The 14,795-nt window shown below is 72.2% G+C and carries 2 protein-coding genes; both read right to left on the minus strand.

Features of this window, described 5'->3' with window-relative positions; all coding sequences use genetic code 11:
• Positions 1-32 precede the first annotated feature (32 nt).
• On the minus strand, positions 33-1,019 hold the full coding sequence (locus tag ACWDOP_RS27340) for an ATP-binding cassette domain-containing protein (protein WP_454206235.1): 987 nt from the start codon (positions 1,017-1,019) through the stop codon (positions 33-35).
• On the minus strand, positions 1,016-14,665 hold the full coding sequence (locus ACWDOP_RS27345; RefSeq protein WP_456347331.1) for a non-ribosomal peptide synthase/polyketide synthase: 13,650 nt from the start codon (positions 14,663-14,665) through the stop codon (positions 1,016-1,018). Before ACWDOP_RS27345 ends, ACWDOP_RS27340 begins: the two co-directional genes overlap by 4 nt.
• Between the last annotated feature and the right edge of the window lie 130 nt (positions 14,666-14,795).

The following is a 14,795-nucleotide window of genomic DNA, read 5'->3' on the forward strand; positions in this document are numbered from 1 at the left end:
CGCGGGGGGCGCGGGGGCGTCGTTCAGGGCGGTCACGACAGGATCTCCTCTTGCACGGTGTCGAGGGAGCGGACGGGTGCTTTGCGTTCGGCGGATTTGCCGGTGAGAGAAAGGAATACGTCGTCCAGGCTGGGACGGTGCACGGCCGCGTCGACGACGCAGATGCCCGCGTCGTCGAGCCGGCGCAGCGCCTCGACCATGGTGCGGGTGCCGTCGCCGACCACGATGGTGACCGCGTCGGCGTCGTAGCCGGGTTCGCCGACCCCGACCCCCGAGAGCACCTTCATCGCCGGTTTGGGGTCCTGCCCGGGTGCGAGGGTGACCGTGAGCCGGTCACCGCCGATGGAGGTCTTGAGCTCGTCGGCCGACCCGCGGGCGATGACCCGCCCGCGGTCGATGACGGTGATGCGGTCGGCGAGCAGGTCGGCTTCCTCCAGGTACTGGGTGGTGAGCAGCACGGTGGTGCCGTCGTCGACGAGGTCGCCGATGACGCGCCACATGTCGAGCCGTCCACGCGGGTCGAGCCCGGTGGTGGGCTCGTCCAGGACCACCACCGGGGGCCGGCGCACCAGGGCGCCGGCCAGATCGAGCCGGCGGGCCATACCGCCGGAGTAGGTGCCCGCCAGCCGCCCGGCCGCGTGGTCGAGGCCGAGGGCGGTGAGCAGTTCGGTGGCGCGGTCCCCGGCCTGTTTCTGGCTCATGCCGTACAGGCGGGCGACCATGCGCAGGTTCTCGAAGCCGGTGAGGTTGGCGTCCACGGCCGCGTACTGCCCGGACAGGCCGAGCCGGGTGCGGGCGCGGGCCGGGTCCTCGAGGACGTCGACCCCGGTGACGCGCACCGACCCCTTGCTGGGGCGGAGCAGCGTGGTGACGATGCGGACCGTGGTGGTCTTGCCCGCCCCGTTGGGGCCGAGCAGGCCCATCACGGTGCCGGACGGGATCTCGAGATCGATGCCGTCCAGCACCCGGACCTTGCCGTAGTACTTGACCAGTCCGTTGACTTCCACTGCCAGGCTCATCGGGCTTCCTCCCGCTCGGTGCGAGAGTGACTCGCCGCCAGGTGTTCTCGCAGCACCGGTCCGATGGCGGCGAGGGCTTCGGGCGTGGTCATGCCCGCGTGCCGGCAGCGCACGAGGTGATCGTGCACGGTGCCGGTGGCGTACGGTTCCCAGCTCGCGGCGTTGCGGGCGGGGTCCGCACGGTTGATCTCGTCGTCGGCGGCGGTGAAGAACAGAACGTCGCCGTCGAAGACGCCGGGCCGGAACGCGTGGGCCAGTTCCGCGCCGTTGGCGTATCCGGTGTAGAGCCGTTCGAGATGATCGACGGTGAGCGCCGCGAACGGGCCCGGCCGGTTGCGCAGCAGTTCCGCCGCTTCGGGCAGGGTCAGGCGCGGGTCGATATCGGTGTCGCCGAGCAGGTCGCTGCCGAATTCGCCGATGATGTCCGCGACGCTGGGAACCGCGTCGGCGAGCCAGCGCTCGGACAGCTGGTAGCTGTCCATCATGCCCAGCAGTGCGACGCGGTCGCCCAGCTCCTGCAGCTGGACGCCGACCTCGTGGGCGAGCAGCCCGCCCAGCGACCAGCCCAGGATGTGGTACGGACCGTACGGCTGCACCGATTTGATCTGCGCCACATAGTATTTCGCGGCTTCCTCGATGCTCGAGTGCTGCAGCCGGGCGTGTTCGGGGTCGCGGGACACGTGCGGGGCCTGCAGACCGTAGACGGGCCGGTCCCCCGGGATGTGCGCGAGCAGTCCGGCGAAGCACCAGGCCAGGCCGATGGCCGGGTGCAGGCAGAACAGCGGCGGCAGCGCCGAATCGGTGATCGGGCGCAGCGGCAGCACCGGGCGCAGGGCCGCGGCCAGCGCCGCCCCGGTGTCACCGTCGGCGTCGGCGAGCCGGCGCGCGATGGCGGCCGGGCTCGATTCGCCGAACATGGCCTGCACCGGCAGCTCGATACCGCCCGCTCGCAGCTGCGCGACCACCTTGGTCGCGAGCAGCGAGTTGCCGCCGAGTTCGAAGAAGCCGTCGTCCGCGCCGACCCGCTCGATCCCGAGCACTTCGGCGAAGGCCGCGCACAGGGCCGCCTCGGTCGGGGTGCTCGGCGCCCGGTAGCCCTCGCCGGCGGTGAACACCGGCTCGGGCAGCGCCTTGCGGTCGAGCTTGCCGACCGGGGACAGCGGGACCCGGTCGAGCAGCATGATCGACTGCGGGACCATGTAGTTGGGTACCAGCTCGGCCACGTGCGCGAGCAGTTCGGCCACCGCGGGCGCGGTGCCCGCGCGCGGCTTGACGTACGCCACCAGCGCGGTGACGCCCGCCGGGGTGCGATGCCCGATCGTGGTGGTGAACTCGACCGCGGGGTGCTTGGCCATGGCCGCGTCGATCTCGCCGAGTTCGATGCGGAAGCCGCGGATCTTGACCTGGTGGTCGGTGCGGCCCACGTACTCCAGATCCCTTGCGCGCCCGGCGTTCTCGGTCCACCGCACCAGGTCGCCGGTGCGGTACATGCGTTCGCCGGGCTTGCCGAACGGGTTGGCGACGAAGCGCTGGGCGGTGAGCCCGGGCCGGTTCAGGTAGCCGCGGGCCAGCGCGGCGCCCGCGAGCTGGAGCTCACCGGTCACCCCGCCCGGCACCGGGTGCAGGCGCCCGTCCAGGACGGTGGCCTGCACGCCGCGGATGGGACCGCCGATGGTGATGGGCCCGCCCGGTGTCATGGGCTGGGAGATCACGGTGACGATGGTGGTCTCGGTGGGCCCGTACACGTTGTAGAGCTTGCGGCCCGGCGCCCAGCGGGTGACCAGGTCCGGGGGCAGCGCCTCGCCGCCGACCAGGACGTGGCGCAGCGCGGTGATGCCGGCCGGGTCGACGGTGCCCAGCGCCGAGGTGGTGATGAAGGCGTGGGTGATGCCCTCCTCGGCGAACACCGCGCCCAGCTCGTCGCCGCCGACCACCCCGGGCGGGGTGATGACCAGGGTCGCGGCTCCGCCGAGCGCGAAGAGCAGATCGAGCATGGCGGCGTCGAAACTCGGTGTGGCGAAGTGCAGTACGCGGCAGCCGGGGCCGACCTCGAAGCGCTGGGCGGTCTCGGCGGCGAAGTTGGACAGGCCGCCGTGGGTGACGACGACGCCCTTGGGCACGCCGGTGGAACCCGAGGTGTAGATGACGTAGGCCGGGTTCTCCATGCGCAGCGGGGTGATGCGTTCGCGGTCCTGGATCGGGGTGTCGGCCGCGGCCAGGACGCGGCGGCGGAAGGACGGGGCGTCCAGCACGGTCCAGTTCGCACCGTCGGGCATGTGCTCGCGATGTTTGGACAGGGTGATGCCGATGCCCGCGCCGGAGTCGGACAGCATGTGGCTGATGCGCTGCGCCGGGTAGGTGGGGTCGACCGGGACGAACGCGGCGCCGGCCTTGGCGATGGCCAGCATGACCGCGACCGATTCGGCCGAGCGCGGAATGCCCATGGCCACCAGGGTTTCCGGGCCGACGCCGTAGCCGATGAGCACCCGGGCGAGCCGGTTGGTCCAGCGGTCCAGGGCGTCGTAGGAGATCTGGGTGCCGCCCGCCCGCACCGCCACGGCCTGGCGGTTGCGGTTCGCGGCGGCCTCGAACACCGCCGGGAAGGTCACGGGCGCACCGGCTTCGGCGCCGCGTACCGGGGCGAGCGCGGTCCATTCGGCCGGGTCCAGGAGTTCGAGATCGCCGACCGCGGTGGCGGGGCCGGCCGCGGCCGCGCCCAGCAGGCGCGCGAAACGGTCGGCCAGGCGCTGGGCGGTGGCGTGCTCGAACAGGTCCGCGGCGTAGTCGACCGAGACGGTGATGCCGTCGGGTTCGCGGGCCGGGGTCCAGGATTCGGTGAGGGTGAACTGCAGATCGAATTTGGCGATGCCGGGATCGGCGTCGGCGGCCTCGATGCGCAGGCCGGGCAGTTCCAGGACCCGGACGGGCTGGTTCTGCACCGAGAGCATGACCTGGAACATGGGGTGGTGCGCCTGCGAGCGCACCGGGTTGAGCACCTCGACGAGCCGCTCGAACGGCACGTCGGCGTGGGCGAAGGCTTCCAGGTCGGTGTCGCGGACCGCGCGCAGCAGGTCGCCGAAGGCGGCGCCGGAGTCGATGCGGGTGCGCAGCACCAGGGTGCCGACGAACATGCCGATCATGCGGTCCAGGGCCGGATGCCCGCGCCCGGCGATGGGTGTGCCGACGGTGATGTCGTCCCCGGCGGTGACCCGGTGCAGCAGGGCGACCAGCGCGGCGTGCAGCACCATGAACATGGTGACGCCGTGCTCGGCGGCCAGGGCCTGCAGTTCGCGGTGGGTGAAGGCGTCCAGGGTGCACTCGACGGTGCCGCCGCGGTAGCTGGGCACCGGCGGGCGCGGCCGGTCGGCCGGGACCGTGAGCAGTTCCGGGATCCCGGCCAGGGCGCCGCGCCAGTAGTCGAGCTGGCGGCTGATGACCGAGTCGGGCTCGGTCTCGGCGCCCAGTACGTCCTGCTGCCACAGCGTGTAATCGGCGTACTGGATGGGCAGTTCGGGCCAGTCGGGTTCGCGGCCGCCCGCGTAGGAGCGGTAGGCGGCGGCGACGTCGGCGGCCAGCGGCTGCAGGGACCAGCCGTCCATGGCGATGTGGTGCACCACCAGGACCAGCACGTGTTCGGCGACGACGCTCTCGGTTCCGGTCAGGCGCAGCAGGGCCGCGCGCACCGGCACCGTGGTGGCCAGCTCGAACCCGGCGGCGGCCACGCGGCGCACCTCGGCGGTCACCTCGCCCGCGGCGACGGTGCGCAGCGGCAGCGCGATGGCCGCGGCGGCCGCGTCCAGCACGTGCTGGCGGGGTTCGCCGTCGAGTTCGGGGAAGACCGTGCGCAGGGTTTCGTGCCTGCGCTGGACCGCGTGCAGCGCCGCGTGCAGGGCCTGCACGTCGAGTTCACCGCTCAGGCGCAGGGCGACCGGGACGTTGTACGCGCCCAGTGCCTGCCCGCTCGCGTTGAACTTCTCGAGGAACCACAGCCGGCGCTGGGCGGCCGAGAGCGGTATCGCCTCGGGCCGCGGCCGCCGTTGCGGTTCGGGCCGCAGTTCGGTGGTGGCCGGTCCGCTGTCCAGGGCGAGGGCGAGTCCGGCCACGGTGGGCGCGGTGAACAGGGCGCGCACCTCGAGCCGGACACCGGTGGCCGCGGCCAGGCGGGCCACCAATTGGGTTGCCAGCAGCGAGTTTCCGCCGACCTCGAAGAAGCTGTCGTCGGCGCCGAGCCGGTCGGCGCCCACCAGTTCGCCCATGATGGCCGCGACCAGGATCTCGGTCTCGGTCTCGGGCTCGCGGGAGAGCGCGGCGACCACGGCCTGCGGTTCGGGCAGGCCGGCGCGGTCGAGCTTGCCGACCGGGGTCAGCGGGATGCGCTCGAGCACGGTGATGGAGCCGGGGACCATGTGGGCGGGCAGGCGTTCGGCGCAGTGCGCGCGCAGCGCGTCGAGTTCGACCGCGGCGCCCGGCTGGGCGGGCAGGACGAACGAGACGATGCGCGCGGTGCCCGCCAGCTCGCGAACCTCGGTGTGCGCGAAGTGGATCGCGGGGTGGGCGGTGAGCACGGCGTCGATCTCGCCGAGTTCGATGCGGAAACCGCGCACTTTGACCTGGTGGTCGCTGCGGCCCAGGTAGAACAGTTCGCCGGCGGCGGTCCAGCGCACGACGTCGCCGGTGCGGTACATGCGCCCGCCCTCGGGACCGTACGGGTCCGCGACGAACCGGGCGGCGGTGAGCCCGAGCCGGTCCAGATAGCCGCGGGCGACGCCCTGGCCGCCGACGTACAGCTCGCCGGGCACCCCGATCGGGACCGGCCGCAGGCGTTCGTCCAGGACCAGGGCTCGCGCGCCGCGCACCACGGTGCCGATGGTGACCGGTTCCCCGGGCCGCATGGGCCCGGCGATGCTGATGACCACGGTGGCCTCGGTGGGCCCGTAGCCGTTGAACATCAGGCGGCCGGGTGCCCAGCGGGACACCAGTTCCGGGCCGCAGGCCTCGCCGCCGACGGCGATGGCGCGCAGGCTCGGCAGCTCCCAGGCGTCGCGGTCGATGGTGGCCAGGGCGGCGGGGGTCAGGAAGGTGTGGCTGATCTCCTCGCGTTCCATGAGGGCGGCGAGTTCGTCGCCGCCGTAGACCTCCGGCGGCACGATGACCATGGTCGCGCCGGCGCCGATGGTGAGCAGCAGGTCGAAGATGGCGGCGTCGAAGCTCGGCGAGGAGAAGTGCATGGTGCGCGATTCGCGCTCGACCCGCATACGGTCGCGGATCTCGTCGCCGAAGTTGGACAGGCCGCCGTGGGTCACGGCCACGCCCTTGGGTTTTCCGGTCGAGCCCGATGTGTAGATGACGTAGGCCAGATCGGCGGTCCACAGGGTGTCGACGCGGTCGGCGTCGGTGATCGGGCCGTCGTCCAGGACCTCGAGTTCGTCCAGGAGTTCGGGGTCGTCGAGCAGCAACCATTCCATGGCGTGCTCGCCGGCGGCGGTGTAGAGCCGGTCGGCGTGTTCGATCATGCTGATGCCGACGGCGCAGCCGGAGTCGGTGAGCATGTGCCGCACCCGGTCCGCCGGGTAGTTGGGATCGACCGGGACGAAGGCCGCGCCGGATTTGGCCACGGCCAGCACCGACAGCACCGATTCCACCGACCGGGTCAGCCCGAGCGCGACCCGGTCCCCCGGGCCGAGCCCGCGCCGGATGAGCGCGCGCGCCAGGCGATTCGAGTACACGTCGGATTCGAGGTAGCTCAGCGCGGTGTCGCCGAACTGCACGAAATCGCGATCGGGGTTCAGGTGCGCGGTGGCGGCGAAGTAGGCCGCCAGGCTGCACTGGGGTTCGGGGGCCGGACCCCAGGCGGGGGTGAACAGTTCGCGTTCGGTGTCGGTGCGGGCGTCGATGTCGCGGATCCGCACGCGCGGGTCGGCCGCGACAGCGGTGAAGATCCGGTTCAGCCGCTCGGCCAGGGTCAGTACCGTCGCCTGGTCGAAAAGCTCGGCGGCGTACAGGAATTCGAAGACACGCTGGTCGGGCTCCGTGCCGGGCAGGACCCGCAGTTCGAGGTCGAACTTGGCCAGTGCGATGTCGAGTTCGTCGGCCTGCAGGGCTAATCCGGGCAGGCGCAGGACCGGGACCGGGGTGTCCTGCACGGTGAGTGCCACCTGCAGGACGGGCCGGACGCCGCCGGTTCCGAGTTCCTCGACGACCCGTTCGAACGGCACCTCGGCGTTGGCCATGGCGGCGAGTTCGGTGTCGCGGTCGGCCTGCAGCAGTTCGGCGAAGCCGCGATCGGGGTCCACGTCCGAGCGCAGGATCAGGGTGTTGACGAACATGCCGACGAGCTCGTCCAGGCGGGTGTCCCCGCGCCCGGCGACCGGGGTGCCGATCACGATGTCGCGACCGCCGGTGACGGTGCGCAGCAGGACCGCGAGGCTGGTGCGCAGCACCATGAACACGCTGACCCCGTGTGCGCGAGCCACGTCGGCGATGCGCCGCTGCAGATCCTGGCCGACCTCGAAGCGCACCGTGCCGGCGCGCTGGGTGGGCGCGGCCGGGCGGGGCCGGTCGTAGGGCAGCGGCATCTCCTCGGGCAGATCCGCGAGGGCGGTGCGCCAGTACGCGAGCTGGATCGCCGCGGCGCTCTCGGGATCGGACTCCTGGCCGAGGCAGGCGCGCTGCCAGAGGCTGAAGTCCGCGTACTGCACCGGCAGTGGCGTCCAGGCCGGGGCGGCCCCGCCGTGCCGCGCGGTGTAGGCGATGGCGAGGTCCTGGGTGAGGGGGCCCAGGGACCAGCCGTCGGCGGCGATGTGGTGCAGCACGATGCCGAGCAGGTGCCGGCGATTGCCGGTGCGCAGCAACGTCATTCGCAGCGGGATCTCGCGGGTCAGGTCGAAGCCGCGGCGGGCCAGCTCGCGCAGGGTGTGCTGGGCGCCGGTCTCGTCGGTTTCGATGGGGTCCAGTGCGGGCAGGCAGTGCGCGGTCTCGAGCAGGCGCTGGAAGGCGCCCTGTTCGTCCTCGGGGAAGATCGTGCGCAGCACCTCGTGCCGCTCCACCAGGTCGGTGAGGGCGGCGCGCAGCGCTTCGACGTTCGGATCGCCGTCGATTCGCAGCACGAACGCGATGTTGTAGGCACTGGATTCGGGGGAAAATCTGTTCAGGAACCACAGTCGCTGCTGCGGCAGGGACAGTGGTACGCGCTCCGGGCGCGGGGTGTGCACCGCCAGCGCCGCTTTCCGCGTCCGGGGCGCTTCCTGCACGCGGGCCGCGACCCCGGCCACGGTGGGGGCCTCGAAGATCGCGCGGACCGGCAGTTCCACCCCGAACTCGTGGTGCAGGGCGGCGGTGAGCCGGGTGGCGAGCAGGGAGTTGCCGCCGATGTCGAAGAAGTTGTCCTCCGCGCCGTGCACCGGTGCGCCCAGGACCGCGCCGAAGACCTGCGCGACCTGCTGCTCGGTGTCGGTGCCGGGGGCGCGCGAGGGCGCGATGGCCGCGAAATCCGGTGCGGGCAGGGCCTTTCGGTCGAGCTTGCCCGACTGGGTGACCGGCACCGTGTCCAGGACGGTGAGCGCCGCGGGCACCATGTAGCCGGGCAGGCGCCCGCGCGCGGTGGCCAGTACGGCCGCCGGATCGAGGTCGCCGTCGGCGGTGAGGTAGGCGACCAGGCGCGGGATGCCGCGCTCGTCGTTGTGAACGACGGTGAGCGCGAACGTGATTCCGGGGTGCGCGCGCAGGACGTGGTCGATCTCGCGCAGTTCGATGCGGAAGCCGCGGATCTTGATCTGGTCGTCGGCGCGGCCCAGGAAGCGCAGCTGCCCGGTGGTGTCGGCGACCACGAGATCGCCGGTGCGGTACATGCGTTCACCGCGCCGGCCGTGCGGGTTGGCCGGGAAGGACTGGGCGGTGAGGCCGTGCCTGCCCAGGTAGCCGCGCGCGAGGCCGGGGCCGGACAGGTACAGCTCGCCCGCGACGCCCGGCGGGACCGGGTGCAGGCGGGGGTCGAGCACGAACAGCCGCATACCGCGCACCGGCAGGCCGATGGGCACCGGTTGCCCGGCGACCATGGGTCCGGTGGCGGTGGCGGCGACCGTGGCCTCGGACGGGCCGTACATGTTGTGCATGCGGCGCTGCGGCAGATCCGCCGGGCGCGCGGCCGGATCGGTCCAGACGCGGACCAGGTCCTCGGGGCAGGCTTCGCCGCCGACGATGACCGCGTCGAGTTCGGGCAGGGTGTCCGCGGGGACGGTGGCCAGGGCGGCGGGGGTGACGAAGGCGTGCGTGATGCGTTCGGCGCGCAGCAGATTCGCGAGTTCGGCGCCGCCGTAGATGCCCGCGGGGGCGACTACGACGGTGGCGCCGGCCGCGAAGCCCAGCAGCAGTTCGAGTACCGAGGCGTCGAAGCTCGGTGAGGAGAAGTGCAGGGTGCGGGCGGTGTCGGTGACCTTGAACAGGTGCATCTGCTCGTGGGCGAGCGAGGCGAGGCCGGCGTTGGTGACGACCACGGCCTTGGGCTTGCCGGTGGTGCCGGAGGTGTAGATCAGGTAGGCCGGGCCCGCGGTGCGCAGCGGGTGGTGCCGGTCGGCGTCGGTGACGGGGGTGATGGGGAACCGGGCGCATTCGGCGGTCAGCTCGTCCGAGCCCAGCAGCAGCCAGTCGACGTAGGTCTTGCGGTGCCGTCCGCGCTTGGCGGGCCAGGTGGGCATGCCGGCGTGGTGGTCGGCGTCGGTGATGCCGAGCATGGCCCCGGAGTCCGACAGCATGTGCGCGATGCGGTCGGCCGGGTAGTCGGGGTCGATGGGCACGTACGCGGCGCCGGTCTTGGCGACCGACCACACCGCGAGGATGCTGTCCAGGCTGCGGGGCAGCGCGATCGCCACCACCACCTCGGGGCCGGCGCCGTGTTCGATGAGCACGCGGGCGAGGCGGTTGGAGCGTTCGTCGAGATCGCGATAGGTGGTGTCGCGGTGCTGGAATCGGACCGCGACGTTGTCGGGCACGCGCTCGGCGGTGTCGGTGAGCAGGCGGGCCAGGGTGGTGCCGGGTTCGCCCGGCGCGCCCACGATGGGGACGAGCTTCGCGGTTTCGCGGGCGTCCAGCAGCGGCAGGTCGCCGACGGGCACGCTGGGGTCGGCGACGGCCGCGGCCAGCACCGCGCCGAAGCGCCGGGCGATGGCCTCCACCGTGGCGTGGTCGAAAACGTCGGCGGCGTAGCCGAATTCGGCGGTGAGCCCGGCGTCCTCGGCGCTCGCGCCCAGGGGTTCGTGCACGGTGAGCTGCAGGTCGAACTTGGCGACGTCGACCTGGATGGGCAGGACGGCGGCGCTGAGCCCGGGCAGGTCGAAGCTCAGTTCCGGGGTGCTGTCGTAGGAGAGCATGACCTGGAACAGCGGGTGGCGGGCCGCGGAGCGTTCGGGGTTGACCACGTCCACGAGCCGTTCGAAGGGCACGTCGGCGTTGGCGAACGCGTTGAGGTCGGTGTCGCGGACCTCGGTGAGCATGCGGTCGAATCCGGCGGCCGGATCGACGCGGGTGCGCAGCACGAGGGTGTTGACGAACATGCCGACGAGTTCGTCCAGCGCCGGGTCGCTGCGGCCCGCGATGGGGGTGCCGATGGCGATGTCGGTGGTGTTGCACAGGCGCGCGAGCACCGTCGCCAGCGCCGCGTGCAGCACCATGAAGGTGCTGACGCCGCGGTCGGCCGCGACCGCGGCCAGCGCCTTGCGGGTGGCGGCGGAAATGGTGAATTCCACGCTGCCGCCGTCGGTGGAGCGCCGGCGCGGGCGCGGGCGGTCCAGCGGCAGGTCCAGCTGATCGGGCAGGTCGGCGAGCGCGGCGCGCCAGTAGGCCAGTTGCTTGGACAGCGCGCTGGCCGGGTCGGCCTCGTCGCCGAGCAGTTCGCGCTGCCAGAGCGCGAAGTCGGCGTACTGCACCGGCAGGGGCGTCCAGTCGGGGGCCGAACCGGCGGTGCGGGCGGCGACCGCGCTCATGATGTCGCGGGTCAGCGGGGCGATGGACCAGCCGTCGCCGCTGATGTGGTGCAGCACCATGAGGAAGACGTGCTTGTCCGGGCCGGTGGCGTAGAGCGCCACCCGCACCGGGGCCTGGCTGCGCAGATCGAAGCCGTAGCCGGCGAATTCACCGGCGAGGCGGACCACGTCGCCGGCGGCGGCGTCGACGGGGTCGAGGGTGAGCGGGATCTCGGCGGCGGGGTGCACGACCTGGCCGGGACCGTCGGGGGTGTCGGGGAAGGTGGTGCGCAGGCTCTCGTGCCGTTCGAGCACGTCGAGCAGGCCGGCGCGCAGGGCCGAGATGTCCAGGGGCCCGGTCAGTTCCACCGCGAGCGGCATGTTGTAGGCGGCGGCGTGCTCGGCGAAGCGGTTGAGGATCCACAGCCGCTGCTGTGCCAGGGACAGCGGAATGTGTTCGGGCCGTTCACCGGCGGCGAGGATGGGTGAGGCGCTCTCGGCCTGCGGGGCGTCCAGGCGCGCGGCCAGGGCGGTGACCGTGGCGTATTCGAACAGATCGCGGATGGTCAGGGCGGTGCCCAGGGCGGCGTTGACCCGGGCGATGGCGCGGGCGGCGCTGAGCGAGTTGCCGCCGAGGTCGAAGAAGCTGTCCTCGACGCCGATGTCCTCGGTGCCCAGGACCTCGGCGAACACGGCCACGAGGCGGCGTTCGGCCTCGGTGCCGGGTTCGGTGGCCACGCGCGCGGGGCGGCGCAGGGTGATCTCCGGGTCGGGCAGGGCCTTGCGGTCGACCTTGCCGTTGGCGCTCAGCGGTAGTTCGTCGAGCACCATGAGCGCGGCGGGCACCATGTAGCCGGGCAGCAGTTTGCGCAGACCGGCGCCGAGTTCGGCGGGGTCGAGCGGGCCCGCGCCGGGGGCGGCGACGGCGTAGGCGGCGAGTTCGTCGCCACCGCGCCCGCGCCGGGCCACGCAGACCGCGCGGGCGACGCGCGGGTCGCTCAGCAGCGCGGTCTCGATCTCCCCCAGTTCGATGCGCAGGCCGCGGATCTTGACCTGGAAGTCGCTGCGGCCCAGGTATTCCAGGACTCCGGTGCGCCCGGCGCGCCAGCGCACGAGGTCGCCGGTGCGGTACATGCGAGTGCCGGGGGTGAAGGGGTTGGCCACGAACCGGTCGGCGGACAGGCCGGGGCGGCCCAGGTATCCGCGCGCCAGCTGCACGCCCGCGAGGTAGAGCTCGCCCACGACGCCGGGCGCGACGGGCTGCAGGCGGGTGTCCAGGACGTAGGTGCGGGTGTTCCACACCGGGGAGCCGATGGGCACGTCGGTGGCGCCGGGGACGCAGTGCCAGGCGGTGACGTCGACGGCGGCTTCGGTGGGGCCGTACAGGTTGTGCAGTTGCGGCGCGTCCGGGCCGGTGCCCAGGGCGGTGTGGAACTCGGCGACGGTGGCGGCGGGCAGGGCTTCGCCGGAGCAGAAGACCCGGGCCAGGCCGGTGCAGCCGGCGACGTCGGTGTCGGTGAGGAAGACCGAGAGCATCGAGGGCACGAAGTGCGCGGTGGTGACGCGCTTCTCGGCGATGATCCGCGCCAGGTAGCCGGGGTCGCGGTGCCCGTCGGGGGCGGCGATGACCAGGCGCGCACCGATCTGCAAGGGCCAGAAGAATTCCCACACCGAGACGTCGAAGGTGGCGGGGGTCTTCTGCAGCACCACGTCGGTGGCGTCGAGGGGGTAGGCGTGCTGCATCCAGCGCAGCCGGTTGACGATGGCGGCGTGGCTGACCCCGACGCCCTTGGGCTTGCCGGTGGATCCGGAGGTGAACAGCACGTACGCCAGGTGATCCGGGCGCAGCGGGGCGGTGCGGTCGGCGTCGGTGACCGGGCGGGGCGAGTGCGCGCTCAGGTCGGCGGCGTCGATGTCGAATCGTGGTGCGCCGGCGGGCAGTTCGAGGGCGTCCCGGGTGGAGGTCAGCACGCACAGCGGGTGCGCCTGGTCGAGTACCTGGGCGACGCGGTCGGCGGGATGGTCGGGGTCCAGGGGCAGGTAGGCCGCGCCGGCCTTGACCACGGCGTACATGCCGACGAGCAGTTCGTGGCTGCGGCGCATGGCGAGCGCGACCACGGTGTCGGGGCCCGCGCCGCGCGAGATGAGTTCGCGCGCCAGGCGATTGGCGCGTTCGTCGAAGGCGGAGTAGGTGAGGATCTCGCCCTCGAAGTCGAGCGCGACCCGGGCCGGACTCAGGGCGGCGCGGTCGGCGAACAGACCGGCCAGGGTGCCTTCCTGGCGCGCGACGCGGGTCGAGTTCCATTCGTGCAGCACGCGTTCGCGTTCGAGGTCGGTGAGGGCGGGCAGGTCGCCGACGATCTGCTCGGGCGCCGCGCGCAGGAACCGCTCGAGGAAGTCCAGGAAGCGGCCGTGGTGCATGGTCAGTTCGGCGTCGCCGTACAGGCGCGGGTTGGCCTCGAAGTCGATGTGGATGCGGTTGCCGACGCCGTTGTAGAGGTTGATCGAGAGGTCTTCGACCGGGCCGGTGGAGAGCACGTTGAGCGAGCCGACCAGGCTGCCGAACTTCAATTCGCTGTGGAACAGCATGAGATTGACCATGGGCCCGAAGAAGCCGCGGGCGTCGCGGGAGTAGCCGCAGTCGCGGCGGATGTCGTCGCTGCGGTAGCGCTGATGCCGCAGGGCGCCGGTGATCTGGAGTTCGACCGCGCGGACCGCGTCGGCGACGGTGGCCGAGCCGTCGAAGTGCACGCGCAGCGGTACGACGTTGGAGACCACGCCCGCCGAGCGGCGCAGCGCCACGGTGGTGCGCGCGGAGACCGGCAGCGACAGCACGACGTCCTGGTTGCCGGTGACGGCGCGAACGTAGCAGGCCAGCGCGGCCACGAACAGCGCGGAGGTGTTGGAGCCGAACGCGGACGCGGCGGCCTGCACGGCGTCGGCCACGTGCTGGCCCAGGACCGCGGTGGCGCAGCGGCGGCTCGCGTCGGATCCGGCCGCGACCGCACCGGACCCGGCCAGGGTGATGGGCTCGCTCACGCCCTCGAGCTGTTCGCGCCAGTAGTCGCCGTCGCTGCGGAAGCGGCTGGTCTCGCGGTAGCGGTTCTCGTCACCGTAGATGGTGGACAGCGGGGTGGCGCGCGAGACCACGGGCTCGGTGTGGTCCTCGAGCGAGGTGTAGATCTCGGCGGTGCGGGTGAGCGCGTTCATGGCGCCGTAGCCGTCGATGACGATGTGATGGCCGCGCGAGTACCAGATGTAGTCCGAATCACCGGTCCGCAGCACCACATTGATGGTGAGCGGATCGTGTTCGATGTCGATGGGCGAGCTGGCGTGATCGTTCATCCAGGCCAGGGCCGCGCCGCGCGGGTCCGGTTCCTCGCGCAGATCGATGCGCGCCCAGCCCGGACGCCAGGTGGGGTCGACCGCCTGGTGCGGAACCCCGTCGATCTCCCACATCCGCACATGACCGACCTCGGTCTCCGCGCCGAACCGCTCGACGGCGTACAGCAGCCGGCCGACATCCAGATCGCCGTGGATCTCCACGTACTGGGCGATGGTGAGCGGAATGTCGGGCCGAATCCGCTGGGCGAACCAGAGAGCCGATTGCGCGGGAGAGAGCGCGAATGGTTGAAGCGAGATTTCACCGGAAGCACATTGGTCGACACGATCGGTGGCCAATGAACTCATCAATCACTCCTTCTGCCGCTGTTGACGCAACTCCCCGAACCCCCGTGCCCCGAACCCTTACGGCTTTCGCGCACGCGCGAGCCTTAGGACGTGATCCACGCCCTATGATTCGGAGCATCACGCCGACCGG

This window comes from Nocardia sp. NPDC003693 (genome assembly GCF_053981095.1).